This window comes from Halomonas sp. Mc5H-6 (assembly GCF_024124705.1).
Taxonomy (GTDB): domain Bacteria; phylum Pseudomonadota; class Gammaproteobacteria; order Pseudomonadales; family Halomonadaceae; genus Vreelandella; species Vreelandella subterranea.
Map to the genome: position 1 here is coordinate 227,709 of NZ_JAMXSI010000004.1, position 24,795 is coordinate 252,503.

Annotated in this window: 26 protein-coding genes and 1 pseudogene; 8 read left to right on the forward strand and 19 right to left on the reverse strand. The window is 58.3% G+C overall.

Translation table 11 applies throughout. The annotated features are described in order from the left end of the window. Window positions 1-23: 23 nt before the first annotated feature. The 10 genes from xylB to NH395_RS08540 all read right to left on the reverse strand — a co-directional run bounded on the left by xylB (window position 24) and on the right by NH395_RS08540 (window position 10,575). Window positions 24-1,514 (reverse strand): xylulokinase, encoded by a 1,491-nt coding sequence (gene xylB, locus NH395_RS08495; protein WP_253023982.1) that lies wholly within the window; start codon window positions 1,512-1,514, stop codon window positions 24-26. Then, window positions 1,514-3,001, reverse strand: coding sequence for a mannitol dehydrogenase family protein (locus NH395_RS08500; protein ID WP_253023984.1), 1,488 nt, complete (start codon window positions 2,999-3,001; stop codon window positions 1,514-1,516). Before NH395_RS08500 ends, xylB begins: the two co-directional genes overlap by 1 nt. 35 nt (window positions 3,002-3,036) lie before the next feature. Continuing rightward, window positions 3,037-3,657, reverse strand: a complete 621-nt coding sequence (locus tag NH395_RS08505) for a nucleoside/nucleotide kinase family protein (protein WP_253023985.1) — start codon at window positions 3,655-3,657, stop codon at window positions 3,037-3,039. 6 nt (window positions 3,658-3,663) lie between these two features. Then, window positions 3,664-4,449, reverse strand: coding sequence for an L-iditol 2-dehydrogenase (locus tag NH395_RS08510; RefSeq protein ID WP_253023987.1), 786 nt, complete (start codon window positions 4,447-4,449; stop codon window positions 3,664-3,666). Beyond that, window positions 4,433-5,131 carry an HAD-IA family hydrolase gene (locus NH395_RS08515; RefSeq protein ID WP_253023989.1) on the reverse strand — a complete coding sequence of 233 codons (699 nt, stop codon included), beginning with the start codon at window positions 5,129-5,131 and terminating at the stop codon, window positions 4,433-4,435. Before NH395_RS08515 ends, NH395_RS08510 begins: the two co-directional genes overlap by 17 nt. Then, a complete protein-coding gene (ugpC, locus tag NH395_RS08520) occupies window positions 5,128-6,285 on the reverse strand; it encodes a sn-glycerol-3-phosphate ABC transporter ATP-binding protein UgpC (protein ID WP_253023991.1) in 1,158 nt (385 codons plus the stop codon). The genes NH395_RS08515 and ugpC overlap by 4 nt, the downstream gene beginning before the upstream one ends. A gap of 12 nt (window positions 6,286-6,297) precedes the next feature. Then, a complete protein-coding gene (locus tag NH395_RS08525) occupies window positions 6,298-7,125 on the reverse strand; it encodes a carbohydrate ABC transporter permease (RefSeq protein WP_253023993.1) in 828 nt (275 codons plus the stop codon). A gap of 30 nt (window positions 7,126-7,155) precedes the next feature. Next, window positions 7,156-8,046: a sugar ABC transporter permease gene (locus NH395_RS08530; RefSeq protein ID WP_253023995.1), complete on the reverse strand. Its 891-nt coding sequence runs from the start codon at window positions 8,044-8,046 to the stop codon at window positions 7,156-7,158. A 64-nt stretch (window positions 8,047-8,110) separates the two neighbouring features. Next, the gene (locus tag NH395_RS08535; RefSeq protein WP_253024005.1) at window positions 8,111-9,430 is read right to left on the reverse strand and encodes a sugar ABC transporter substrate-binding protein; all 1,320 of its coding nucleotides are present in this window, start codon (window positions 9,428-9,430) and stop codon (window positions 8,111-8,113) included. A 179-nt stretch (window positions 9,431-9,609) separates the two neighbouring features. Next, window positions 9,610-10,575, reverse strand: coding sequence for a sugar-binding transcriptional regulator (locus NH395_RS08540; RefSeq protein WP_253024007.1), 966 nt, complete (start codon window positions 10,573-10,575; stop codon window positions 9,610-9,612). A gap of 128 nt (window positions 10,576-10,703) precedes the next feature. Here NH395_RS08540 and NH395_RS08545 point away from each other — a divergent pair, with 128 nt between their 5' ends. Next, window positions 10,704-11,015, forward strand: a complete 312-nt coding sequence (locus tag NH395_RS08545; RefSeq protein WP_066318688.1) for a YqfO family protein — start codon at window positions 10,704-10,706, stop codon at window positions 11,013-11,015. A 6-nt stretch (window positions 11,016-11,021) separates the two neighbouring features. Here NH395_RS08545 and NH395_RS08550 read toward each other — a convergent pair whose 3' ends face one another. Continuing rightward, a complete protein-coding gene (locus NH395_RS08550; protein ID WP_066318689.1) occupies window positions 11,022-11,579 on the reverse strand; it encodes an NUDIX hydrolase in 558 nt (185 codons plus the stop codon). A gap of 52 nt (window positions 11,580-11,631) precedes the next feature. Here NH395_RS08550 and NH395_RS08555 point away from each other — a divergent pair, with 52 nt between their 5' ends. Together NH395_RS08555 and NH395_RS08560 are read left to right on the forward strand one after the other, a co-directional pair. Further along, a complete protein-coding gene (locus NH395_RS08555; protein WP_253024009.1) occupies window positions 11,632-12,300 on the forward strand; it encodes a CoA pyrophosphatase in 669 nt (222 codons plus the stop codon). Between the two features lie 8 nt (window positions 12,301-12,308). Then, window positions 12,309-12,965 carry a 2OG-Fe(II) oxygenase gene (locus NH395_RS08560; protein ID WP_253024011.1) on the forward strand — a complete coding sequence of 219 codons (657 nt, stop codon included), beginning with the start codon at window positions 12,309-12,311 and terminating at the stop codon, window positions 12,963-12,965. 87 nt (window positions 12,966-13,052) lie between these two features. On the opposite strand, the gene NH395_RS08565 is transcribed toward NH395_RS08560, so the two are convergent. After that, window positions 13,053-13,475 carry an OsmC family protein gene (locus tag NH395_RS08565; protein WP_085918878.1) on the reverse strand — a complete coding sequence of 141 codons (423 nt, stop codon included), beginning with the start codon at window positions 13,473-13,475 and terminating at the stop codon, window positions 13,053-13,055. A 172-nt stretch (window positions 13,476-13,647) separates the two neighbouring features. Here NH395_RS08565 and NH395_RS08570 point away from each other — a divergent pair, with 172 nt between their 5' ends. Continuing rightward, complete coding sequence (locus tag NH395_RS08570) at window positions 13,648-14,553, forward strand: DMT family transporter (RefSeq protein WP_253024013.1); 906 nt, start codon at window positions 13,648-13,650, stop codon at window positions 14,551-14,553. On the opposite strand, the gene NH395_RS08575 is transcribed toward NH395_RS08570, so the two are convergent. From NH395_RS08575 to NH395_RS08600, 6 genes and pseudogenes are all read right to left on the reverse strand, one after another. Next, a complete protein-coding gene (locus NH395_RS08575; RefSeq protein ID WP_253024015.1) occupies window positions 14,507-15,355 on the reverse strand; it encodes an MOSC N-terminal beta barrel domain-containing protein in 849 nt (282 codons plus the stop codon). The two genes, NH395_RS08570 and NH395_RS08575, sit on opposite strands and share 47 nt — an antisense overlap. A gap of 67 nt (window positions 15,356-15,422) precedes the next feature. Further along, entirely contained in the window at window positions 15,423-16,418 is a 996-nt protein-coding gene (gene gntR, locus NH395_RS08580; RefSeq protein WP_253024017.1) for a gluconate operon transcriptional repressor GntR, read from the reverse strand. A gap of 70 nt (window positions 16,419-16,488) precedes the next feature. Beyond that, window positions 16,489-17,016, reverse strand: coding sequence for a gluconokinase (locus NH395_RS08585; protein ID WP_253024018.1), 528 nt, complete (start codon window positions 17,014-17,016; stop codon window positions 16,489-16,491). Window positions 17,017-17,030: 14 nt separating this feature from the next. After that, window positions 17,031-18,311 (reverse strand): TRAP transporter large permease, encoded by a 1,281-nt coding sequence (locus tag NH395_RS08590; RefSeq protein ID WP_253024020.1) that lies wholly within the window; start codon window positions 18,309-18,311, stop codon window positions 17,031-17,033. Window positions 18,312-18,314: 3 nt separating this feature from the next. Next, window positions 18,315-18,908, reverse strand: a complete 594-nt coding sequence (locus tag NH395_RS08595; protein WP_199283711.1) for a TRAP transporter small permease — start codon at window positions 18,906-18,908, stop codon at window positions 18,315-18,317. Between the two features lie 69 nt (window positions 18,909-18,977). Next, window positions 18,978-20,051, reverse strand: a pseudogene (locus NH395_RS08600) (TRAP transporter substrate-binding protein). Between the two features lie 256 nt (window positions 20,052-20,307). Here NH395_RS08600 and NH395_RS08605 point away from each other — a divergent pair. The 4 genes from NH395_RS08605 (at window position 20,308) to NH395_RS08620 (ending at window position 22,576) form a co-directional block, all read left to right on the forward strand. After that, window positions 20,308-20,757, forward strand: a complete 450-nt coding sequence (locus NH395_RS08605; RefSeq protein ID WP_066318717.1) for a MarR family transcriptional regulator — start codon at window positions 20,308-20,310, stop codon at window positions 20,755-20,757. Window positions 20,758-20,900: 143 nt separating this feature from the next. Continuing rightward, a complete protein-coding gene (locus tag NH395_RS08610; protein WP_066318718.1) occupies window positions 20,901-21,326 on the forward strand; it encodes an organic hydroperoxide resistance protein in 426 nt (141 codons plus the stop codon). Between the two features lie 70 nt (window positions 21,327-21,396). Then, window positions 21,397-22,257 (forward strand): glutathione-dependent disulfide-bond oxidoreductase, encoded by an 861-nt coding sequence (yghU, locus tag NH395_RS08615; protein ID WP_199283713.1) that lies wholly within the window; start codon window positions 21,397-21,399, stop codon window positions 22,255-22,257. A gap of 85 nt (window positions 22,258-22,342) precedes the next feature. Continuing rightward, window positions 22,343-22,576 (forward strand): DUF2798 domain-containing protein, encoded by a 234-nt coding sequence (locus NH395_RS08620; protein WP_066318722.1) that lies wholly within the window; start codon window positions 22,343-22,345, stop codon window positions 22,574-22,576. 58 nt (window positions 22,577-22,634) lie between these two features. On the opposite strand, the gene NH395_RS08625 is transcribed toward NH395_RS08620, so the two are convergent. Next, the gene (locus NH395_RS08625; RefSeq protein ID WP_253024022.1) at window positions 22,635-24,698 is read right to left on the reverse strand and encodes a TonB-dependent siderophore receptor; all 2,064 of its coding nucleotides are present in this window, start codon (window positions 24,696-24,698) and stop codon (window positions 22,635-22,637) included. Window positions 24,699-24,795: the final 97 nt, after the last annotated feature.

Sequence of the window (24,795 nt, forward strand, 5' to 3'; positions counted from 1 at the left end):
CCTTATAGACCGTGTAACTGGGTTTAATCTGTTTGGCCGTGGCGTTGGTTCAGCGCACGATAGTACCGCGAATACGCCGTCTGGTAAGCGGCCACCCGCGCTGGGTCAGGGTCCGCCTGGGATTGGGCATCCAAGGTAACCAACCGTTCACATAGCGCGTCCAGGGTGACCCCGGTTTCCCGCTGGTCGCACCACGCGGCCTGTAGCGCCCCACCCAGGGCCGCGGCATCGGTGATTTCAGGGCAGATCACCTGAGTATTGGTGATATCCGCCACCATCTGCCGCCAAACCGCGCTCTTGGCACCGCCACCAATTAGACGGATTTGGCTGGCCCCCGCGGTTAAATCACCGAGCAGCTCCAGCCCATACCGCAGTCCAAAGGTTGCCCCTTCCATCACCGCGCGGCATAGATTGGCCTGGGTGGTGTTGAGGCTGGTCAGGCCGAGAAAATCCGCCGAGGCCTCCGGCAGCATGGGCACTCGCTCGCCGTTGAAAAACGGCAGCACGGTCACGCCTTCCGCGCCAATGGGCGCACTCTCCACGCGCTCGCCAAAGGCGTCGAGGTCAAGACCGAACAGCTCCCGAACCCGGGTAGTCGCCGAGGTCACATTCATGGTGCAGATCAGCGGCAGCCACCCGCCAGTACTCGAACAGAAATTGGCCACCATGGCGTTATCGCAAACCACCGGCGCCGGTGAATAAGCACACACGGTTCCTGATGTCCCCAAGCTTAACGTAATCAGCCCAGGCGTTATATTGCCGGTGCCAATTGCACCCAGCATATTATCCCCACCGCCGGAGGACACCACGACATCGTCCGCCAAGCCCAGCTCGGCGGCCACGGCACTTTGCACAACACCGGCGGGCTCATGCGCCTCAAGTAAGCGGGGAAGCACACGCTGGGCATCCAGCTCAGGGGCTATCTCGGCAAACACATCCAGCCGCCAGCGCCGCCTTTGGGTATCGAAATAACCCGTGCCGGAGGCATCGCCCGCCTCGGTCACGCGGTTGCCGGTGAGCCAGAAATTCAGGTAATCGTGAGGCAACAACAGGCTATCGATACGCCGATAAGCGTCAGGATGATGGTCGCGCAGCCACGCCACCTTGGAGGCGGTATAGCCGGTTTGCAGCACCAGACCGAGCTTTTCCAGGCAGCCTGCTTCACCGCCGAGACGTGCCATCAGGTCGTTGTTATGGGCGCTGGTTTCAGTATCACACCACAATTTGGCGGGATACACCGGCTCGCCCTCGGCGTCCAGTGCCACCATGCCATGCTGTTGACCTGAGACGCCGATACCGCGTACCTGGCGGGCGTCGACGTCGGCACGCTCAAGGGCCTCGAAGAAGGCGCCTTTCAGCGCTGCCAGCCATTCGCTGGGGGCCTGCTCACGGCGGCCATTTTCACCTTCGTCAAGGTGATGGGGGCGGCTTGCCTCCCCGCGGATAAGGCCTTGCTCAACATCCACGACCACCACTTTGGTACTTTGCGTTCCGCAGTCGACACCGATATACATTACTGAATTCCTTTGGACGAGACCAGATCCTCAAGCGTAGCGCGTGCGCCGCGTTCGTGCAGCGATGTCAGCGCCGCAAGATAGGCCGCCAGAAAACGCGGCTGGTCGGCCAGGTCCCCAAACACCTCTCGGTTTTCAACAAACGCCGTTGGCTGGGTGCGGTTACGGGCGGCAATTTGCATAAGCGATGCTTTCAGACGGTCAACGATCTCGATCGGTTCACCCTGTTCGTCGATCCCTTCAGCATAGCGTGCCCAGCTGGCCACAACCGCCGCACTGCGTTTGATCTCGCCGCCATCGGCCAACTGCTGACGAATCACCGGCACCAGCCACTTGGGTATGCGGTCAGAGCTTTCTGCGCACAGCCGCGCCAGGGTGTCCTTGATTTGGGGATTGGCAAAGCGTTCGATCAGCGTCATCCGATAGTCCTCCAGGTCGACGCCAGGCACCGGCGCCAGCGTCGGCGACCCCTCTTCGCGCATGTAACCAAGCAAAAAGTCCACAAAAAGCGGGTCCTGGCAGACCTCATGAGCGTAACGGTAACCCGCCAGATAGCCAAAATACGTCAACGCCTGGTGGCTCGCGTTGAGCAGGCGCAGCTTCATCAGCTCGTAGGGCTCAACGTCATCGACCAGCTGTACGCCCACCTTTTCCAGCGCCGGACGCCCCAGCGGGAAATGATCTTCCAGCACCCACTGCGTGAACGGCTCGCACACCACCGGCCAGACATCTTCAATGTCGAAACGCTGTGAAAGCTCGCTGATATCCGCCGCCGACGTCACGGGGGTAATGCGATCCACCATGGCATTGGGGAACGCCACCTCCTCGGCCAGCCAGGCACCCAACGCGGTATCACGGGCTTTTGCGTAAGCGCTGAACATGCGCTTGGCCACTTCACCATTGCCTTGAATGTTGTCGCAAGACATGACCGTAAAGGGGGCGATACCCCGCTCGCGGCGGCGTACCAGCGCCTCCACCACCAGACCGAAGCTGGATGAAGGCTGGGTGGGATGGGCTAGGTCGTCGCGTATTTGTGGATTATCCAGATCGAACTCGCCAGTCACCGGGTGGAAGTTGTAACCGCCTTCGGTGACCGTCAACGACACGATGCGGATCGCCGGGTCGGCCATCTGTTCGATCACCGCTTCCGTCGCCTCCGGTGCAAAAAGGTAATCCACCATGCTGCCGATGACCCGCGGTTCAAAGCGACCATCCGGGTGCTTGACGACCAGGGTGTAAAGGTGGTCCTGCGCGGCTAACGCCTGCTCCATGCGTTTATCACCCGACATCACCCCCACTCCGACAATGCCCCAATCCAGTGCTTCGCCGCGGTTCATCAGGGCGTCAAGATACATCGCTTGATGGGCGCGGTGAAAACCGCCTACGCCAATATGCACGATGCCAGGGGTGACGGCGCTGCGGTCATATTGCGGGGTCGCAATGGGGGAGCCTAGTTTGCCCACATTGTGATTATTGAGCTGGGTCATTATCGCTCTCCAGGTTAGTCGTGGGGTATGACGGGCTAACGCCAGTACTGATCCGGTGAAAAACTGGCTGCTTTCACCAGCTGGGCGTTGAGCATGTCTTTCTGGTGTGTGCGCTCCATGGCGCCTGTGTGGTCCTGGCCCATGGCTAACCAGCGGGCCACCAGGCGCTGCGCCAAGACGTCATCGTCGACATCCAGCATCAGCGACCAGTCAAACAAGGACCGCAGGTCGCGCCATACCGGGCGGTCGAGCAGCAAATAGTTGCCCTCGACAATCACGATGCGTTGCTCAAGGCTGATGAGTCGCCCACCGGCGCGCGCCAGGTCCAGCGGACGGTCGAACACGGGGACAGCGACCGGTCGGTCGGCGCGGCGAAGGCGCTCCAGGTCGACACGCAACCCCTCCACATCGAAGGTATGCGGTGCGCCCTTGAGCGGCAGTTGCGCCTCGCCAAGCACGGCATTATCGAAATGGTAGCCATCCATCGGCACCACACCGGCCTGACCGGGCAGCTGTTCGTTGATTGCGGTACACAGCCGTTCGCTGCGGTAGGACTTGCCTGCACCAGGCGGCCCCGCCAGGGCGACGATATAGCGGGGAATGCCGGTTGCCGCCTGGATGATCTGACGGCTGATGTGGTCGATATCCGGTGTCATGGCAAATCAGCTCATCCAATTGCCGCCGTCGACGTTGAGCGTCTGGGCAACCACATAGTCACTGTCCTGGCTGGCCAAAAAGACCGCCGCCCCGGTATGGTCTTCCGGCAGCCCCATGCGGCCGAACGGTACAGCCTCGCCGACCAGGCGTTTTTTCTCGCCCAGGGGGCGGTTTTCATAGCGGGCGAACAGCGCATCCACGGTTTCCCACATCGGCGTATCCACCACGCCGGGGGCAATGCCATTCACATTGATGCCGTGCTTGATCAGGTCCAGTCCACAGGACTGGGTCAGGCTGATCACGGCCGCCTTACTGGCGCAGTAAACGCTCACCAGTGCTTCACCACGGCGCCCCGCCTGGGAAGCCATATTGATGATCTTGCCACCCTGCCCCTGGTCCACCATCGCTTTGGCAACCGCCTGCAGGGTAAAGAACAGCCCCTTGGTATTGACCGCAAACTGCTGGTCAAAGCTTGCCTCGGTCACCTCGAGCACCGGGGCCAGGTCGAAGACGGCGGCGTTATTGACCAGGATATCGATGCGTTCGAAGCGCGCCTGCACTTGGGCCACCATGGCGTCGATGGACGCCGACTCGCAGACGTTGAGCTCAACGCCCAGCACCCGCTCGGCACCCACCCCCTGACGCAGTTGGCTGACCGCCTCGTCAATCGCCGCCGCGTCGATATCGGCCACCACCACGCTGGCTCCTTCAGCCAGGTAGCGCTTGGCAATCGCCAGACCGATTCCCTTGGCACCACCGGTCACCACGGCCACTTTATTGGTTAGCTTCATGGGCTCCTCCCAGGCTGATGACCCCTTGCCATTCGTGAACCAGGTCATTTAGCCCCTGCATGTGCGGCAAGATTCGCCAGGCACCCGCCTGACGAAGTCGCTCCGATTGGCCCTCATCTACATGGCTGGCCCCCACAAAGCCAATCACCCACATACCTGCCGCAGTGGCCGCCGTGACACCGGCCACACTGTCCTCCACGACCAGACAGTCACTGGGGACTTCGCCAAGGATCGCGGCCGCCAGTTGATAGAGCGCGGGATCTGGCTTGGGTTGGTCGACCTGTTCCGCGGTAAAGATCGGCACATCGCCGAGGACGGCATCCAGCCCGGTACCCGTAAGCGATGCCAACACTCGACAGCGGCGGCTGTTGGAAACCACCGCCTTGGGCAGTGACACCGCGCGCACAGCGGCTTCAGCACCGTCGATGGCGATGAGCTCCCGGGCCAACCTCGCCTCGATGGCGGTATCGACCCGCTCCGCCGCATTCGGGGGTAACGGATAGACGCTTAACTGCTCGGCGTGACGCAGAATGTTGGCCGTGGTCATGCCCAACGCCTGTCCAAGCGATTGTTCAATATCAATGTCCGGCAGCCAGCGGCCAAGGTGTTCCGCCAGGGTGCCTTCGGCCAAGGCTTCGCTATCGACGAGAACACCGTCACAGTCGAAAATAAGCGCCGTCATACCGACGCCTCGGAAGACGTATTGTCCCCGTTGGCGCGATTGTCCTCGCGTGTGAGGCCCGCCAGGGGGTGCTGCTGCAAACTCGGCAGGGCCTGGCCGTCAGCATCGAACAGATGCGCCCGCTCGGGGGCAAAACCAAAATGCACCGTATCGTTAACCTGGTAGGCCACATCGCCGTCGGCCATGATGGTGACGAGTTGGTCGGCCATCTGAACGTAGAGCGAGGTTTGGCCGCCAAGACGTTCCAGCACCTGTATTTTCCCGACCAAGGGCCCCTGCTCTTCAAGGACCAGGTGCTCGGGCCGAATCCCCAGCTCCAGCGTCGCGTCGGCGCCCAGCTGCTGACCGTCCACCGGCACATGGCGCTCGCCGCCGCCTGGCATTCGGATACTCACCCCGTCGGGCTTGACGCCCACCAGCGTCACGTCAAGAAAGTTCATCTTCGGAGAGCCGATAAAGCCCGCCACAAAGCGGTTTTGGGGATGGTGATACAGCGCCATCGGCGAACCGACCTGCTCGACCACCCCATCGCGCAGCACAACGATTTTATCCGCCATGGTCATGGCTTCGATCTGGTCGTGGGTGACATAGATCATGGTGGCGTCGAGTTCATCGTGCAGACGCGCCAGCTCGATACGCATTTGCACACGCAACGCCGCATCCAGGTTGGAAAGCGGTTCATCGAACAGGAAAATACTCGGGTTGCGGACAATCGCGCGGCCAATGGCGACGCGTTGCCGCTGCCCCCCGGACAGGGCCTTGGGCTTGCGATCCAGCAGTGGTTCGAGCTGCAGAATCTTGGCCGCTTCCAACACCTTGGCACGCCGTTCCTCTTTGGAAACGCCTGCCAACCGCATGCTGAACCCCATGTTGCCTTCCACCGTCATGTGCGGGTAAAGCGCGTAGCTCTGGAACACCATGGCGAGACCGCGATCGGCCGGGCCGACGTCGTTCATCCGCTGCCCGTCAATCAGGATATCGCCGCCCGTGGCACTTTCCAGCCCGGCGATCATGCGCATCAGGGTGGATTTGCCGCAGCCTGAAGGGCCGACGAAGACCACAAATTCCCGGTCTTCTACGTCAAGATCAATCCCTTTGATGACCTCGGTGTCGCCAAACCGCTTGGTAATATTGTTGAGTTGTAAGGTTGCCATGGAAAAACTCCTTTACTTGACGGCACCAAAGGTCAGGCCGCGCACCATTTGCTTTTGGGTCATCCAGCCAAAGATCAGGATGGGCGCAATGGCCATCGTGGAGGCCGCCGACAGCTTGGCCCAAAACAGCCCTTCGGGGCTTGAGAACGAGGCGATGTAGGCGGTTAACGGCGCCGCTTTGGACGACGTGAGGTTGAGGCTCCAGAACGCCTCATTCCAGCTCAGAATGACCGACAGCAAGCCCGTCGAGGCAATCCCCGGCAGCGTCAGTGGCAAGAGCAGAAAGAACACCTCCTGGAAGGTCGTGGCACCGTCCATGCGACCGGCTTCGAGGATGTCCTTGGGCATGTCCTTGAAGAAGGTGTAAAGCATCCATACCACGATCGGCAGGTTCATCAGCGTGTAGATGATGATCAGACCGGTGCGGGTATCCAGCAGCCCCACATCGCGGAAAATCAGATAAATCGGCACCAGCACGCCGACCGGTGGCAGCATCTTGGTGGATAGCATCCACAGCAAGGTGCCTTTGGTCCGCTTGGTCGGCAAAAATGCCATTGAGTACGCCGAAGGAATCGCAATCAGTAATGCCAGCAGCGTCGAGCCAAAGGCCACGGCGACGCTATTGAGGGCAAACCGTATATAGCCCGAACGTTCCTGAACCGCTTGGTAGCTTTCCAGGGTCGGCGAAAAAATAAACGACGGGTCGGCAATCGCCGCCGTCTCGGTCTTAAAGCCGGTCAGGACCATCCACAGGATGGGGAAGAAAATCACCAAGGCCACCGACCAGCCAAAGACCGTAAGCAGCAGTTTTTTGCTGTTAGTGGAACGTAAGCTCGTCATCACAACACTCCCAGGACACTGACGTGCCGGTTACTCTTCCAGGTTTTTGGCGACCATGCGGACCAGGAAGATGGCGACGATATTGGCGAGAATGATCGCGATCACCCCACCGGCGGAGGCAGTGCCGACATCGAAATCCAACAGCGCACGGATATAAATCAGATAGGCCAGGTTCGTCGTGGCAAGACCTGGCCCGCCGGAGGTGGTGACGAATATTTCTGCAAAGATGGTCAGCAGAAAAATCATCTCGATCATGATCACCACGCTGATGGCACGCTTGAGGTGCGGTAGCGTGATGAAGAAGAAAATGGCGACCGGCCCTGCGCCATCCATGCGGGCGGCTTCGACCTGATCCTCATCCAGCGACTGCATGGCCGTCAGCAGGATCAAGAGCGCGAACGGTGTCCACTGCCAGGCCACGATAATCACGATGGAGGTCAGCGGTAGCGACGAAAACCAATCCAAGGCGGGCAGGCCAAACGACTCGGCCAGCCATGCCAGCACCCCATTGGATGGGTGCATCATCATGTTTTTCCACACCAAGGCACTGACGGTGGGCATTACAAAAAACGGTGAAATGGCCAGCACGCGGGCAATGCCCCGTCCGGCAAACTCTTGCTGAAACAGCACCGCGAGCAGCGTACCGCCTACCACGGTAATCACCAGTACCCATCCCACCATCAGCAGGGTATTGCCCATGGCTGCCCATAGCGCTGGGTCTGTTAACAGGTACTGATAGTTTTCGAAGCCGGCAAAGCCGGTCATTTCCGGCATTAACAGGTTATAGCGCTGCAGCGAAAACCAGATTGTCATACCCAATGGCACAACCATCCACAGCAGTAATAGCGTGACAGCGGGTGCTTGAAGCGACAGCGTTCTCAGCCCGCCGACGGTGCGGCCGGAAGCACGTTTCTTATTCATGGAAGTACCTACCAGAATGCACTAGGAAAAAACGCCCGAGCACGAGGCTCGGGCGTTGACCGCATCAGTCTAAGTAACCCGCCCGTTGCATGGCGCGTTCGGTCGCTCGCTGGGCAGTGTCGAGTGCTTCCTCGACCGTGGCGTCCCCCGTCAGTGCAGACGCAATGGTCTGGCCAACCTGGGTACCGATCGATTGGAACTCAGGAATACCGACGAACTGCACGCCAATGTAGGGATTGGGTTCGAGCGTCGAGTCGGTGGGATCAGCATCCTGAATCGCCTTCAGCACGAAGTCGGCAAACGGGGCTGCTTCGGTATACCGCTCGTCTGCATAGGTGGATTCCCGCGTGCCGGGAGGTACGCTGGTCCAGCCCTCGGTTTCACCGACAAGTTCTACGTACTCTTGCGAGGTCGCCCAGGTAATAAACTCGCGTGCGGCATCCTGGTTTTCAGAGGAAGCCGGGATGGCTAGCGCCCAGGACCACAACCAGTGCGAGCCTTTCGGCGTTTCGGCAACCGGGGCAGGTGCGAACCCCAGGCTGTCGGCCACATTGGACTCATCGCCGTCGTAGAGTTTGCCAGCCGCGGAGGTGGCATCCACCCACATACCGCAATTCCCCCGCGAGAACAACGCCAGGTTTTCATTAAAGCCGTTGGAACTTGCCCCGGGTGGGCCATAATCATTGAGCAGGTCAACGTAGAATTGGACGGCGGTCGTCCATTCCTCGGAATTCAGCTCAGGGTTCCAGTCTTCGTCAAACCAGCGCCCGCCAAAGGTGTTGACCAGGGTGGAGACAAACGCCATGTTCTCGCCCCAACCGGGCTTGCCGCGCAGGCAGATACCCGCCAGGTCCTCTTCCATGCCGTGCAGTTCACCAGCCCATTCGCGCACCTCTTCCCAGGTGGGCTGCTCGGTCATCTCGATACCCGCTTCCTCGAACAGGTCCGTGCGGTAGTACATCATCGAGCTTTCGGCATAAAACGGTAGCGCGTGAAGCGTATCGTCATGACTCAAGCCATCGCGGACCGAGGCCAGCAAATCGTCTTCGTTATAATCCTCGGGCAGGTTATCCAGTGGTGACAGCCAGCCACGCTCTGCCCAGATCGGCACTTCATAGGTACCAATGGTCATCACATCGAACTGGCCACCACCAGTGGCGATATCGGTCGTCATGCGCTGGCGCAGCACATTTTCCTCTAACACCACCCAGTCCAGAGTAATGTCGGGATGCGCCTCCTCAAAGACATCTGTGAGGCTTTGCATGATGACCATGTCATTATTGTTGACCGTTGCAACGGTCAGTTCGGTTTCTGCTTGGGCCTGACTAGCGAAGGCGATGGCCGCCGCTAGGCTGGTAAGGGGTAAGTGACGTGCAAGTCGCATAAGGCACTCCTGTGGGCTTGATTGGCATTGTTATCGCCAGATGCATCTTTCAATTTGATCTTATTGATCAACTATCGAACAAATGATCGTACGAAAGCCAAAAAAAAGCAAAGCCCCGGCACTTAGACTTTACGCTAATCAATCAGCAAAACAGCATGTTGCGCTGCCATATACCTGTCTCAGAGCGCGCCCAGTTCTTCCGTATTGACGATGTGCCGGGCAGCCATCTCATCGGTGATCAAGCCCTTCAGCCAGCCACCTTTCAATGCCGCATGAATGGCGGGGGCTTTGTCACTTCCCCCCGCTATCGCCACCATCATGTGTTTGCCAAAGCGTTCAAGGGGCAGGCTTGTGACGCGGCGGGTAATCGAGCAGTCGATCACCTCCCCCTGTCGATTGAGCGGCCAGCCCAGCAGTTCGCCCACGGCCTCCAAGCCCAGCAGCTCATCGAGCTCTTCTTCGCTGATGAAATGATCCTGGAACAACGTCGCCTGACGATCGATACGCCCCACACCAATGAAGGCTGCCTCGGACTCTCTGGCCACATCGGCAATCGCCTTGAACAGGCGCTGCGAGAGCATGGCCTTTTTCTCATCAAGAGACTCGGCCACTACCGGGGCAGGCAGCAAGAAGCGTTCGCCGCCGGTTTTATCCGCCAGCACCATCACCGCGTCGTAGCGGTTTGCCGAGCCATCCCGGGCCACATTGCCCACCAGCGAAACAAAACGGTGCTGTGGGCGCTCAACACGGCTCAGCGCTTCTACCGCCGCGCGCACCGAGCGGCCTGTACCCAATGACAACGTCAGCGGTTCGCTACGCTCAACGAGCCGGGAAAGCCGTTCCGCCCCAGCCACGGCCAGATAATAGGCAGCACTTTCGGGGGCCTGGCTGTCAGCGGGCACCACATCGCAGTAGGCCAACCCAAAGCGCTCGCGCAATGCATTACCCAGCGCCATGCAGGTGGAGATCGGATGATCGATATGTACCTTTACCAGGCCTTCCTGCCGGGCCAGGGCCAGCAGCCGTTGCACACCGGGTCTTGAGACGCCCAGTTGAGCGGCAATGTCATCCTGCGTCATACCGCCGACGTAAGACATCCAGGCAGCCCTGGCCGCCTGATCTATTTTTACCTCAAATTTATCCATTCACCGGCTCGCTACCCAGGTGGTTAAATTGCATCATACAAAGTCAACGGGAAGACCAGAAGTCGCCTATTCGCTAATATGACGATAGCGCAACCCTACACCATGGTGGAACCTGGAGGCGTTAACCTATGTATAAGCTGGCATTTTTTGTCCCCGTTGAGGACGCGGAAACTGTCAAGGAAGCGGTATTTGAAACCGGCGCAGGGCGCATTGGCGACTACGAGGCCTGCTGTTTCCAAACGCCAGGGACGGGGCAGTTCCGCCCGCTTGACGGAGCAGACCCGCATATTGGCAAGGTAGGCGCGCTTGAGTTCGTGGACGAACTGAAGGTTGAGCTGGTTTGCGACGACGACCATATTCAAGCCGCTATTGCCGCGTTGAAACTGGCGCACCCCTACGAAGAAGTTGCCTATGATGTCTGGGCACTGGCCGATCTCTAGGGCCTCTCAGGCACTACCGGCGTAGCGCTCACGGTCTTCGGGGTTGATGGCGCTGATATGCAGCGGGTATTCATGACGGACGCGGTCGGCATAGAAGTGCCGGAGCGTTTGCTCAATGGTGGGAAACGCAAGCTCATCCCAGGGAATTTCGTCTTCCTCGAATAGCGCCACTTCAAGGCTTTCCGGCCCGGCGTTGAAGCCACCGGTCAGCTCTGCCCGAAAAATCATATAAACTTGGTTGATATGCGGTAAATCGATCAGCGTGTAGAGATTGGCCAGCGCCACCTCAGCGCAGGCTTCTTCACGGGTTTCGCGAGTGGCGGCCTGCTCGGTGGTTTCGGCGTTTTCCATATAGCCTGCCGGCAGGGTCCAGTAGCCTCTACGCGGCGAAATGGCGCGCTTGCATAGCAATATTTTGGTACCGCTGACGGGCAAGGTGCCCGCCACAATGCGGGGGTTCTGATAATGGATGGTGCCGCAGGCATCGCACAGATAGCGCGGGCGATCATCGCCTTCAGGAACGGCAAAACGGACGGTATTGCCACACTGGCTGCAAAAGTTCATCGCGATTTCTCTACGGCTGCTGGGAAAAGGTAACAATGCTTATGGATGCCACATGTTAGAGACACTTCGCAACCGGCTGCAACAACTCTCCCCTCAACGGCTAGACCACGCTGGGTTGCCCGAGGCGGCTGTCTTGCTGCCCATCGTCGAGCGCCCGGACCCGACCCTGCTGTTTACCCGGCGCGCCCGCCACCTCAGCACCCATAGTGGTCAGGTGGCCTTCCCCGGCGGCATGCGCGAGCCGTACGACCGCGATCTCTATGCCACGGCGCTGCGTGAGGCCCAGGAAGAGGTTGCCCTCGACCCGGGGCACGTCACGGCACTGGGTCGTTTATCCGATGTGATATCGCTGCACGGCATCCGGGTAACCCCTTGGGTGGGCATTATTCCGCCCGACCTGCCGCTGGTGGCCGACCCCGGTGAGCTGGACGCCATTTTTGAGGTGCCGTTAAGCCACTTTCTGGACGACCGGCGCACGCATACCGATGTGATTACCGTGGATGGCGTCGCCCACTACGTGCCCAGCTACCAGGTCGACGGCCATGTCATTTGGGGCCTGTCCGCCATGATGCTGGTGGAACTGCTGGCCGAGGGGTTTGCCATGCCGATAGACCTTTACCAGCGTCCGGCGGGTGCCCTGCGCCATTACCCAGAACGCAGAAGCACCCCATCGTCGGCCAGCAACAGCGCGTCTTCCCGTTCCCTGAGACCCAACGAATGATTCCAAGCATGCGTTTATCGTCCTCCCTGCTGTCAGCCGCCACCCAGGTCGAGCTGGTGGATGCACTGGTTGAACAAGGCTGGTATGTCGGCCAAGGCGTCATCGACCTTGATCTGTGCCATTCCCTTCATCAGGAGCTGCATCATATGGCCGCTCATAATGCGCTGGATGAAGCGGGTATCGGCCGTGGTCAGCAACACCACCTGCGCAAAGAAGTGCGTGGCGACGCCATCCATTGGCTCGACCGCGAAAGCGAAGCCCAGCGGCGCTATTTAATGGCAATGGAAGCGTTACAGCAGGTGCTCAACCAGGCGCTGTTCCTTGGGCTATTCGAGTACGAAGCCCATTTTGCCCACTACCCGCCGGGGGCATTTTATCAACGCCATTTGGACAGCTTTCGCGGTCGGGCCAACCGTGTAATCTCAACGGTGGGCTACCTGAACCCTGACTGGCCCGCCGATGGCGGCGGCGAAATGGTGCTTTACAATCCCGACGCACCGAATCAGGAAACCGCCCGCGTGATACCGGAAGCGGGTACCTTTGCCTGCTTCATGTCGGAAAGCATCCCCCACGAAGTGCTCCCTACCCGACATGCACGGGCCAGTATCGCCGGCTGGTTCAGGCGCAATGCCTCGCTGGGCGGCATATTGGACCCGGCACGCTAGGCAATGTACGAATCCAAAAACGCCCTGGCAAATGCCAGGGCGTCAACAACCTAGACAGCTCGTTGTTCGAGCTTGGTCAGCGAAAGCTTAGTGCTTGAGCTTGGCCGTCATACTGATCTCGGCATTAAGCACCTTGGAGACGGGGCAATTGGCCTTGGCCGTTTCTGCCGCTTCCTTGAAGGTTGCCTCATCGGCACCGTCCACCTGCGCTTCAACGTCCAGATGAATTTTCGAGATATCGAACCCGGCGTCGCTCTGGGAGAGCGTCACATTGGCACTGGTCTCGATAGAGGTGGCGGTTAGATCTTTTTCACCCAGAACCATCGACAGGGCCATGGAAAAACAGCTGGCGTGGGCGGCGCCGATCAGTTCTTCAGGGTTGGTGCCTTTCTCGTCTTCAAAGCGCTTCTTGAATGAATAGCTGGCGTCGAGGACACCGCTTTCCGTGGCAACATGGCCACGGCCATCTTTCAGTCCACCTTCCCAACGTGCGCTTGCTTTACGATCCATGGATAGCTCCTTTCGCGTCAAATGTCAGGTTACTGATGGAGCCGTCGATAACGACAGCTACCTCACCAGCGTAGCTGATTTTTATCGCCCTGCCGACAGCCCAGGTTCCATTGACGCCCAGACGGTCGTAAGCTAATGACTCAATGCCCACCCTTTTGTGCAAGGATTCGCCATGTCGTCGGCAGATGCGCTGAAATTAATGCTGCTTTCCTCCCTCTGGGGATTATCGTTTATTTTTATGCGCGTCGCCGTGCCCGAGTTTGGTCCGATTCCGCTGATATTGGTGCGTATGGGGATAGGCGCATTACTGTTACTGCCGTTTCTGCTCAGCGCCCGCTACTTGCATCTGATATGGCAGCACAAGGGGCCGCTCCTGCTGCTTGGCATTATCAACCACGTCCTGCCCTTCTCACTGCTGGCCCTGGCGACGACGCGCCTGGAAGCAGGGTTCACCTCGCTGATCAATGCCACCACACTGATTTTTACCGCGCTTATCGGGGCATTATTTTTCGCCACCCCGATCATTCGCCAGCAATACCTGGGACTGGCACTCGCACTGGTGGGCGTTTACGTGCTGTCGGCCAATCGTCTCGACTTTGCAGTCGGCGGTGACGGCTGGTTTATCCTGGCGGTGCTGGGGGCGACATTCTGCTATGGCATTGCCGGTAACTATTCAAAAACCCGCTTGAGCCATCTACCCAGCCGCGTACTGGCGGCCGGCAGCTGTGCAATGTCGGCCACCGTACTGTTGATCCCCGGTATTGTACTGTGGCCTGGCGAGCCTATTTCACCGCTGGCATGGGGTAACGCGCTGGCCCTGGCGGTACTCAGCACCACGCTGGCGTTTTTGCTTTACTTTGGTTTGCTTGCCAGCGCAGGCGCCACGGCGACGTCCACCGTCACCTTTCTGGTACCAGTCAGCGCCTTGCTTTGGGGCTACCTGCTACTTGGCGAGACGCTCAGCCTGCAAATTATCGCAGGCATGTTGATCACGCTACTCGGCACCGCGATTGCCACGCGCCTACTGCGTTTCAGGCGTCGCGTTCGCTTGCCTCAAGCGCCGCCCCCACCCGGATAATCGCACCGTCGCCGCTGGTCAAGGTGGCATTCTGTCCAAAGTGGGCGCCTTTCAAGTCAGGCTGGGTATTCAGCGCCAGCAGTGTTTTCAGCGGCTCGCCCGGCTCGGGAACCGACGCTGTCTGCTGGTCAATGGTGGTGATCTTGCAGCGCTGGCAGGGTTTACGCAGCGTAAACTGAAACGTCCCCGTGGAATCACTTAACGTGGCCCAGCGGTCTTCCGCCCAGGGGGTATCACACTCGATCACCACGTTGGGGCGAAAGCGGCTCATGGGCACCGGCGCATGGCCACCCGCTGTCAAGGCATCGTTCAAGGCGTCGAGCGAGCCGGTGGTGGTCAACAAAAAGGGGTAGCCGTCGGAAAAATAGGTATGTGCCGCCCCGCCGTCGAGAAAATCATCCTCAACGGCACGGGTAAACTCGGTGGCAAAGCGCACCAGGCTCATCCCACGGGCCTGCTCGCCCAGCGCGGCTTCGAGCCAGTGTGTGACCTCTGGGCCTTCCGGAAGCGCTTTGCAGTGGTCATCCCAGACACTAACTAGGCGTAGATTACCTTCCGGCTCTGCCAGCGGTACGCTCAGTGGCTCGACGTCGGGATGTGAGAGCACCAAGTGGTCGTCGGTCAGTGCAACGCCAATCGTCGCCAGGGCGGGCAACTGGCGCTGGGTTACAAACCGCTGCCGGTCGTCGACCAGCATCCAGCGGCGATCCCAGGCAAGCCCATGCGCATGCAGCCGGGTTTGCTCCAGAGTGATTCCCTGCAGTGATTTAACCGGGTAAACGTTCAGCTGGACAATCTTCATAGCGGCCCCCTTCACAGAAAACGCTTACTTTAGCCAGTTGCCTGCCGCTTCGCCAGACGTGCAAGGTTCACAGGGTGCTACCTGCTTCAATGGCGTAGCCCAGATCGACCACCTTGTGCGTTACCGGGGCGCCTTCGATACGTGCTAGCAGCGCCTGGGCGGCCGCCTTGCCGATCGCTTGGCGGGGTGTGATCACACTGGCGAGCCGAGGGGTCATTGCCTGGCCAACGTCGTGGCCGTGAAAACCGGCAATCGCCATTTGTTCAGGGACCTTGATGCCACGCCGCTGGCATTCAAAAAAGGCCCCTACTGCCACGTCATCATTGGTACAGAAGACCCCATCGGCGCCGGGATACTCGAACATGATCTGTTCGAGCAGCGCCGCCCCCACGGTATACGAAGAGCGCAGGGTACTGTACAGCGTCACGGGCGGCAGGCCATGGGCCTCCATGGCATCGCGATAGCCCTGCTCGCGCTGTCGGGTACGCTCGTCAAGCCGCACCGCCAGGTAAATGACCTGCCGCCGACCGCGGCGAATCATCTCGCTGACCATGTCGAAAGCCGCTCGGACGTTGTCATAGCCCACCGCCTGCTGAAGTGGCGCACGGTGAGTGTCCATGATTTCAACAATCGGAATGCCTGCGGTTTCTAGCATCCGCAGGCTGCGGTCGGTATGATCCCGGTCGGAGAGAATCACACCGTCGACATTGTAGGAAAGCAACGACGCCAGGCTGCGCTCTTCAAGCTCGGGGCTATAGCCATAGTGGGACAGCATCAGATGGTAGCCAGCGGGTTCCGTCAGGGTTTCAATGCCGACGATAACGTCGGCAAACACCTGGTTGGTGAGCGAGGGCACCAGCACGCCTATCGAGTGGCTGGTGGCCCTGGAGAGCAAGTCGGGCGCACGGTTGGGGATATAGCCGATGTCTTCCGCCGTCGAAAAGATACGCTCGCGCAAGCCTTCAGACACCGTTTCAGGGTCGCGCAGGCAGCGGCTCACCGTCATCTTGGTGGCGCCAACGCGATCCGCGATATCCTGCAAGGTGGGTCGCTTTTTTTTCAATCGAAGGCCTTCTACAACAGATGTCAGGGGCCTTAGCCTAACGAAACCTTGGCCCCAGAGCGATACCCGCTTAGTAGGGGGGCTCGGTTGAGGGAGGCAGTGTGGCCAGGAAGTCGTGCACAATCTGATGAGGGTTTAACGCAATCGAGAGGCTAACTGCCTCTGACGGATCTGGAGGTTCCAGGTCGGCCAACTGGCTTGCCAGCATTGTATCGCCCTTGAAAAAGTGACCCGCCCGTGTGGTGAGCCGCTCACGCAGAAGATCACGACTGCCTTCCAGGTAGAGTATACGCAGCCCCGGATCTCCCACGCGCAGGCGGTCACGGTAGCGTTTTTTAAGGCCCGAACAGGCAATCACTACCGAGCGGTCCGCTCGGTAGTACTCGGCAAACAGGCCAGCAAGCGTGTCCAGCCATTCCCGGCGATCATCATCGTTAAGCGGGGTTCCGCTGGCCATCTTGGCCACATTGGCGGGTGAATGATGATCATCGCCGTCTATGAAGGTCGCCCCCAGGGAGGCCGCCAACGCCTGTCCAATATGAGACTTACCCGAACCGGACACGCCCATCACCAGAATGCGCTGAGAAGCACTTTCCATACTGACGCTCCTGTTTAATTGCCGCGCACAGCGGTGAGATCCGGTAACCAGGTGACCACGCCCGGGAAAGCGATCAATATTACCAGCACCACCAGTAGCGCAGCATAGTACGGCAGCATCGCACGCACTAATGACTCCATGGAGACCTTACCAACCCCGCACCCTACATACAGGCAGGTGCCAACCGGCGGTGTCAGCAGGCCCACCCCGAGAATAAAGGCCATCAGCACGCCGAAGTAGACCTCATCCACCCCTACGGAGGTGACGATCGGTGCCAGCATCGGCGCCATGATCACCATGGCGGGCGTCAGATCCATCACAAAGCCCACCACCAACAGCAAAGCAGCCACAATCAACAATAGCAAGAAAGGATCCTGGGTGATCGACTGCACTTGAGACACCAGGGTTTGCGGAACCATGTTGATGGTCAGGAACCAGGCAATCACGGTGGCAAACGCCAGCAGCATCATCACCATGCCGGTTAGGCGAGCCGTGCGGATCAACATGCCGCCCAGGGCCTTGATGCTGAACTCACGATACACCAGCAGGGAAATCGCCAGCGCGTAGAGTAATGCGGCAACGGCTGCTTCAGTGGCCGTAAAGATACCGCCAATAATACCGCCAATCACAATGACCGGAAGTACCAGCGCCAGCCAGGCATCTTTAAAAGCTTTCCAGAGGGCATCCCAACGGAACTTTCGCACCCCACCGCCCTGCTTACTCGCCAGAATGAAAGTGGTCACCATGAGTGCAAAGCCGATCATGATCCCCGGGACGATACCGGCAATGAACAGACGGCTGATCGAGGTTTCGGTCACAATACCGTAGAGAATCAGCGGAATGGAGGGTGGAATGATAATGCCGATTACCGAAGACACGGTGTTAATCGCCGTGGCGTTAGCGGCAGTGTAGCCCTGCTGTTTCATCGACGGGATCATCATGGCCCCGGTAGCAGCGGTATCGGCCACTGCCGAACCGCTGATACCGCCAAAGAACATCGAGCCGGTGATTGCGACCTGGCCCAGGCCACCGCGCATAAAGCCGACCAGCGCCCCGGCCAGTTCCATCAGGCGACGTGCGATGCCCCCCTGGCTCATCACCTCCCCCACCAGAATGAAGAAGGGAATCGCCAGCAGCGGAAAGCTGTTCACTCCTCGAATCGACTGCTCGATCATGATCGACAGGGGAATATCCGAGAGCACCGCCATTACCACCGCGGCAACCCCTAAGCCAAAGGCAATCGGCAGGCCCAGCACAATAGAAATCAATAAGATACCCAGAAAAATCCACAACATGGCTCAGGCCCCCTTTTCTGGCTGGCGAATGATGCAAAGACTCACCCACATCCGCCATAGCGACACCACGGCGATAAATAAAACGCACAGCACCAGTGACAAACTCAACAGACTCAATGGCACATTCAAAATCGCCGAGCGGCCACTGGAGTTCGCGATGACTTGGTACCCGCCAACTAACATCACGCCCATCAAGGCGGTAATAATCAAATGCTGAATAAAATAAAGCAGATGGGCAAAACGCATGGGCAGACGGCGTACCAAGGCGTCTACCGCAATATGTTCATAGCGCGCAAAGGCGGCTGCGGCCCCGATGAACACCAACCAGATAAAGAGCATACGCGCCAGTTCATCCGCCCAGGGCAGCGAATGATTAAACACCGCACGACCCACCACATTGCAGGAAACAGACGCAATCAGCGCGACCAGAATAGCGCCGATCAGATACTCCATGCCCAGGGTTAGCCAGCGAAACACAGCGGGGCCTTGGGCGGTGTCAGTGTGAAGTTCTAACTGTTTGCGATTGGGATCATCCAGATACACCGAAGGATCTTCGATCACGGGATCGTCAAGCGTAGTCGTCTGGGAAGTGGTCATGATAACTCCGGAGATACTGACAACTCGGGCAGGCCAATGGGCCTGCCCGATCACCAACAAAGGCGAGGGTTATTCGGTGCTGTCGTCGACAATCGCTTGAATGTCTTGAATCAGCTCTTCGCCAATGCGCGGCGCCCACTCTTCGTATACCGGCTGCACCGCTTCCTGGAAGGCTTCCAACTGCTCGTCATTGAGGCGAGTGATTTGCATACCACGCTCTTCAAGCTGCTCCCGCGACCACGTATCGTACTCCGCCGACAGCTGAATTTCTTACTCGGCCGATTGACGCGCCGCTTCCATCACCAGCTCCTGGTACTCAGGTGCCATGCTGTCCCAGGTGCGTTCGGAAAGCATCATGATAAACGGCGTGTAAACGTGACGGGTTTCGGTACCGTAATCCTGAACTTCGTGAAAGTTGGACGTCAGGATGGTGCTCCAGGGGTTTTCCTGGCCATCGACAACGCCTTGCTCCATCGCCGAGAAAAGCTCGCCAAACGCCATGGGCGTAGGGTTGGCGCCCAGCGTTTCCCAGATGTCCAGATGCACCGGGTTTTCCATGGTGCGTACGCTCAGGCCACGCACATCAAGGCCAGCAACATCTTCCGGCGTTTCAACCGGACGAGCGCTGTTGGAAAGCTGGCGATAGCCATTCTCAGAAAAAGCCAGCGGCTTCAGGCCAGAACCTTCAAAGCCTTCCAGCAGTTCCAGTGCCACATCGCTTTGCAGGACCTCAATCGCCGCTTCACGGCTGGGCAGCAAAAACGGCAGGTCAAACACGGCGAGTTCTTCAACATAGCCCGTGGCTGCAGAGCTGGACGGGTAGGTCATGTCCAGCGTGCCGGTTTGCAGCATTTCGAGCATCTGGACGTCGTCACCCAACTGGCTGTTGGGGAAGACATTGACGGTGATACGCCCATCGGTGCGCTTTTCGAGAATCTCACCGAAATACTGGCTGGAAATGTACTGCGGCGAGTTTTCCGATAGGCCGATACCCATACGCAGCGTATGGGAGCCATGGTCGCCCACCTTATCGCCATCGATTTCAGGCGGATCGGAAAGTTCGGGGCTTTGGGCATGGGCCATGCCCAGTGTCAGGGTTGTTGCGCCAACCAGAGTCAGTGTGTTGCGCCAAATTGCAGTCATGACGTATCTCCATACAGATCATTGTTGTTGATAATGATGATTGATAGCGGATGAATGGCATCGCCACCGAGTGAACGTTGCCGGCCACGACGATTATCGACGCTTTGTTACCGGTAACATTGGTTAAGCGAAGGCTAGCCATCTGCCATCACGGTGTCAAAGCGAAACAGGTAAATTGCGACCAAGGTATAGAGCGCTAGCCACTCCACGGTGGATCACGCTACATTAAGGTCACGCATTTTGTTACGGAGCCTTCATGGCCGACGCCCCGACCTGTAGCGAACTGGAACTCGATAACCAGCTTTGTTTCGCGCTTTACTCCACGTCCCTGATGATGACCAAGGTCTATAAGCCGCTGCTTAAAGAACTGGGGCTTACCTACCCCCAATACCTTGCAATGCTGGTGCTCTGGCAGGAAGACGGCATTACCGTCAGCACATTGAGCAAGCGCTTACTCACTGACCCTGGCTCGGTCACGCCGCTGCTTAAACGGCTTGAAGCCGATCAGCTACTGATCAGGCAGCGTAGCTGCCAGGATGAGCGGGTCGTGGAGCTTTTTCTAACCGATCGAGGACGCGCAATGCGCGAGCAGGCGCGCCACATCCCCAGCTGCGTGGTCAATGCTAGCGAGCAGTCCATTGAGGCACTCACCCAGCTCAAGGACGACCTGGTCAAACTTCGAGATAAACTGCAGCAGTCCCAGTAATCAGCCTATCGCCAGTCCGGCTACACAGCGCTCCCTCATTTACCTTGCGCACAAACTAAAGCTGCACTAACCTATTGATCACGTCCATGATGTGTACAAGCTGGGTAAACCCTACTTATCGAATTATTCAGGGAGTATTGACGATGTCGATTGAAACCATTGCCTACCGTGCCCACGCCACCGCTACCGGCGGCCGCGAGGGTCATGCCAAATCGTCGGACGGCGCGTTGAGCGTCAAGCTAAGCACGCCCAAAGAACTGGGCGGCCCCGGCGGCGACGGCACCAATCCCGAACAGCTTTTTGCAGCAGGTTACTCAGCCTGCTTTTTAGGCGCCCTTAAACACGTTGCCAGCCAAGAAAAAGTCAAGCTGCCAGACGATACCCAAATTAACGGCCACGTTGGCATTGGGGCTATTCCGACCGGTTTTGGCATTGAAGTGGAACTCGAAATCAGCCTGCCCGGCCTTGAAAAAGACGTGGCGCAAATGCTGGTCGATAAGGCCCACGTTGTCTGCCCCTACTCCAATGCAACGCGCGGTAATATCGACGTCACACTGACAGTGGTATAAGGTCGATAGTCAGCGAACCATCAGCCACCGCATCATTTGGTGCGGTGGCTTCCTTTAACAGGAGGGAACGATGAGCGAAGACACCTACACCCCACCACGCGTATGGCAATGGGAACCCGGCAACGGCGGCAAATTTGCCAACATTAACCGCCCTGTCGCGGGCGCAACGCATGACAAACCGTTGCCGGTTGGTAAACATCCCCTACAGCTTTATTCACTGGCCACCCCCAACGGGGTGAAAGTCACCGTGATGCTCGAAGAGTTGCTGGAGAAAGGCATTGAGGGCGCTGAGTATGATGCCCACCTGATCCAGATTGGTGAAGGCGACCAATTCAGCAGCGGTTTTGTCGAAGTGAATCCCAACTCGAAAATTCCCGCGCTGATGGATCACAGCGTTAACCCGCCCCAGCGCGTATTTGAATCCGGCGCCATCCTGCTTTATCTGGCCGAGAAATTTAACGCCTTCCTGCCCACTGACCCGGCAAAACGCACCGAGTGCTTGTCCTGGTTATTCTGGCAAATGGGCAGCGCGCCGCTACTCGGTGGCGGCTTCGGCCACTTTTACGCGTACGCACCGGAGAGCTATCAGTATCCGATCGATCGCTACACCATGGAAGTAAAGCGCCAGCTTGATGTACTCGACCGCCACCTGGCCGAAAACCGCTTCATTGCAGGCGATGAATACACCATTGCCGACATGGCGATATACCCCTGGTACGGCGCACTGGTCAAAAACCGGGTTTACGAGGCGGCTGAGTTCCTTGAAGCCCACACCTACAAAAATGTCATTCGCTGGACCGAAGAGATCGATGAGCGCCCGGCCGTCAAACGGGGCCGCATGGTCAACCGCACCTGGGGCGAACCCCATGAGCAGTTACATGAGCGCCACGACGCCAGCGACTTTGAACTGCGTACCCAAGACAAGCAATAATAGTGCTCCACCTTAATCACGAACGGCCCACGCGGGCCGTTTTGAGTTGAGTCCTGGCCTGATACGCAGTGTGAAGGGGCGCACGATGATTGACCCAAAATATAGCCAGTTGCTGTTTACCTTTTTGATGGCGCTGTTCATGTCATGTGTGATGTCGCTGGTGATTACGCTATACAACATCGGCTTTATTGACGGGATTGTGATGATCTGGCTCAAAGCGTGGCTGTTTGCCTTTGCCGTCGCGCTGCCGGTCATTAACCTGGTGTTACCCATTGTGCGCAGGTTGGTGGCCATTCTGGTTAAAAAGCCTCATGGCTAACGCAAAAGGGACGGCGTAGCCGTCCCTTTTGTCCTTTCAATGCGCTGAACGTCAGGAATTAAAATCGGTAACGTACGTTGGCCGTCACGTTGCGTCTCTCGCCATAGCCACAGTCGCCGCCCTCATAACGGCACCAGGAGATAAACTCTTCGTCAGTCAGGTTTTTGGCATCCAGGCTTAGATCCCACTGTCCGACGGTATACCCGATCATGGCGTCAACCAGGGTCTCGGACGGCACCTTGGGCGCACCACCCGAGCCTACGTTGTCACCGATGTAGCGAACCCCGGCACCAAATCGCCAGTTATTCCCCAGATAAAGCTTGTTCCACCAGGACGCCTGCTTTTCCGCCACGTATGGTAGCCGCTCGCCGGTGCTTTCATCATCGGCATTCATATTGGTGTAGCCCAGCTGGGTTTCAAAGTCCTGCCAGCGCTTGTTGATTTGCAACTCCCAGCCATCAATGACGGCACCGGTTTGTGTCACTCCACCGGGGGTTGCGCCCTCTGCAATGCGGTTTTCTTCGCTAATGTCAAAATACGCCGCACTGACCGACAGCGATTTATCCGGTGACAGGTACTTGATGCCCACCTCTTCTTGCTCGCCAGTGGTGGGGTCTAACGTACCGCCTTCCGACGCACCATCGTTACCCAAGTTCATCGCAAACGCTTCGGAGTAGCTCACATAGGGCGAGATGCCGTTATCAAATTGGTACATCAAGCCCAGACGCCCGGTGGTGGCCTCTTCATCGCTCACTGTATCGCTGCCCGCAACCGCTACCTGACGGTTTTCAGCCCAGTCGTGACGCAACCCAGCGGAAACCACCACCGGACCGACTTCGATATGATCGGCCAAATAAATGCCGACTTGGTCAATCTCGTTGCCCGGCCGGTCTGAAGGGTCAAGCGAATCCAACTGCAAGTTGCCATATTGCGGGTCATAAATATTAATGGTGCCACCGCCTCCCGCTACCGATGAATAGTTATCCTGCTCCCAAGTGGCGTCTTGGCGATCAATACCAGCAATCAGGTTGTGCTTGGTATCACCCAGAGCAAATTCCCCTTCCAGACGGGCGTCAAGGTTAAAAATTTGGGTTTCGGCATCGGCAGTATAGATCGTCCGCGAGACCTCCCCATTGGCATCCGGCTGGGTGCCAATATCCACCCAGTGCTCGCGGGTTTCGGTGCTGGAATCGGTGTAACGTGCGGTGGCCGAAAAAGCCCAGTCGCGGTTCAGTTGATGGTCGAAAAACAACGTCGTTTCGGTTTTCTCGCGGTCGTAACGATCCCAGCCCGGCTCGCCGACAAAACGCTCCGAGCCGATAAAGCCCTGGGATCCCGGCTCCAGCGTGCCAGCCTGGGGCAGGAACTGCGCCGACACCTGGCCCTTGTTCTCCTGGCGATTGACCAGCAGGGTAATTTCCGTGTCGTCGCTAGGCCGCCAGGTCAGCGATGGCGAAACCACATAGCCGTCGTCTTCCACGTGGTCGACCTGGGTATCACTGTCGCGCTTGAGGCCGACCAGGCGATACAGCAGTTTCCCGTCCTCGTCTGCCGCCCCGGTTACGTCAAACGCCAGCTGCTTGCGGTTGTTAGAGCCGTACTGCGCCCACACTTCCCCGCTACGCTCTTCTTCGGGCAGCTTGGAAACACCGTTGATGATACCCCCCAAGTCAGCCTGGCCGTAAAGCATGGAAGACGGCCCTTTCAGCACTTCCACGCTTTCCAGCGCGTAAGGGTTAGTGCGCACCGAGTTGTAAGAGCCGTAAATCTGGCGCAGGCCATCCAGATAGCGCCCGGCATCAACGCCACGCACGGTGGCACCGTCAATTCGCGTATCGAAACCGAAGTTACCCGCATACACGCCAGGCGTATAGAGCAGCGCATCCTGAATCGTTTTACTGCCGGTATCTTGCATAAACTGCTCATCCACCACCGAGAGCGAAAACGGCTGCTCGTTGAGCGGCACATCCAGCTTGCCGACGCTGGGCTGTTTTTCGGCTTCGATATAGCCCATGGCATCCACAGCGGTGGCGACCACTTGCATCGCCTCTAACTCTACATCGTTGGCGGAGGGGTTTTGTTGGGCGACGACAAGCGTCGGCGTGCCAAATATTGATGCCATGGCAACTGCGCTGGAAAGGCAACGCATAGAGAAAAAAGCGTTTCGCATGATAAACAGATCCCGGAGCAAATATTAATGATATAGATTTTTATTTGCA

Excerpts from the sequence above, each read along its gene's own strand:
- NH395_RS08605 (WP_066318717.1), top strand. The coding sequence starts at position 20,308 with ATGGCCGACGCCCCGACCTGTAGCGAACTGGAACTCGATAACCAGCTT.
- NH395_RS08515 (WP_253023989.1), bottom strand. The coding sequence starts at position 5,131 with ATGACGGCGCTTATTTTCGACTGTGACGGTGTTCTCGTCGATAGCGAA.
- NH395_RS08585 (WP_253024018.1), bottom strand. The coding sequence starts at position 17,016 with ATGGAAAGTGCTTCTCAGCGCATTCTGGTGATGGGCGTGTCCGGTTCG.
- NH395_RS08620 (WP_066318722.1), top strand. The coding sequence starts at position 22,343 with ATGATTGACCCAAAATATAGCCAGTTGCTGTTTACCTTTTTGATGGCG.
- NH395_RS08555 (WP_253024009.1), top strand. The coding sequence starts at position 11,632 with ATGTTAGAGACACTTCGCAACCGGCTGCAACAACTCTCCCCTCAACGG.
- NH395_RS08525 (WP_253023993.1), bottom strand. The coding sequence starts at position 7,125 with ATGACGAGCTTACGTTCCACTAACAGCAAAAAACTGCTGCTTACGGTC.
- NH395_RS08575 (WP_253024015.1), bottom strand. The coding sequence starts at position 15,355 with ATGAAGATTGTCCAGCTGAACGTTTACCCGGTTAAATCACTGCAGGGA.
- NH395_RS08595 (WP_199283711.1), bottom strand. The coding sequence starts at position 18,908 with ATGACCACTTCCCAGACGACTACGCTTGACGATCCCGTGATCGAAGAT.
- NH395_RS08535 (WP_253024005.1), bottom strand. The coding sequence starts at position 9,430 with ATGCGACTTGCACGTCACTTACCCCTTACCAGCCTAGCGGCGGCCATC.
- NH395_RS08545 (WP_066318688.1), top strand. The coding sequence starts at position 10,704 with ATGTATAAGCTGGCATTTTTTGTCCCCGTTGAGGACGCGGAAACTGTC.
- xylB (WP_253023982.1), bottom strand. The coding sequence starts at position 1,514 with ATGTATATCGGTGTCGACTGCGGAACGCAAAGTACCAAAGTGGTGGTC.
- ugpC (WP_253023991.1), bottom strand. The coding sequence starts at position 6,285 with ATGGCAACCTTACAACTCAACAATATTACCAAGCGGTTTGGCGACACC.
- NH395_RS08565 (WP_085918878.1), bottom strand. The coding sequence starts at position 13,475 with ATGGATCGTAAAGCAAGCGCACGTTGGGAAGGTGGACTGAAAGATGGC.
- yghU (WP_199283713.1), top strand. The coding sequence starts at position 21,397 with ATGAGCGAAGACACCTACACCCCACCACGCGTATGGCAATGGGAACCC.
- NH395_RS08625 (WP_253024022.1), bottom strand. The coding sequence starts at position 24,698 with ATGGCATCAATATTTGGCACGCCGACGCTTGTCGTCGCCCAACAAAAC.
- NH395_RS08540 (WP_253024007.1), bottom strand. The coding sequence starts at position 10,575 with ATGGATAAATTTGAGGTAAAAATAGATCAGGCGGCCAGGGCTGCCTGG.
- NH395_RS08530 (WP_253023995.1), bottom strand. The coding sequence starts at position 8,046 with ATGAATAAGAAACGTGCTTCCGGCCGCACCGTCGGCGGGCTGAGAACG.
- NH395_RS08560 (WP_253024011.1), top strand. The coding sequence starts at position 12,309 with ATGCGTTTATCGTCCTCCCTGCTGTCAGCCGCCACCCAGGTCGAGCTG.
- NH395_RS08590 (WP_253024020.1), bottom strand. The coding sequence starts at position 18,311 with ATGTTGTGGATTTTTCTGGGTATCTTATTGATTTCTATTGTGCTGGGC.
- NH395_RS08610 (WP_066318718.1), top strand. The coding sequence starts at position 20,901 with ATGTCGATTGAAACCATTGCCTACCGTGCCCACGCCACCGCTACCGGC.
- NH395_RS08570 (WP_253024013.1), top strand. The coding sequence starts at position 13,648 with ATGTCGTCGGCAGATGCGCTGAAATTAATGCTGCTTTCCTCCCTCTGG.
- NH395_RS08505 (WP_253023985.1), bottom strand. The coding sequence starts at position 3,657 with ATGACACCGGATATCGACCACATCAGCCGTCAGATCATCCAGGCGGCA.
- NH395_RS08550 (WP_066318689.1), bottom strand. The coding sequence starts at position 11,579 with ATGAACTTTTGCAGCCAGTGTGGCAATACCGTCCGTTTTGCCGTTCCT.
- NH395_RS08500 (WP_253023984.1), bottom strand. The coding sequence starts at position 3,001 with ATGACCCAGCTCAATAATCACAATGTGGGCAAACTAGGCTCCCCCATT.
- NH395_RS08510 (WP_253023987.1), bottom strand. The coding sequence starts at position 4,449 with ATGAAGCTAACCAATAAAGTGGCCGTGGTGACCGGTGGTGCCAAGGGA.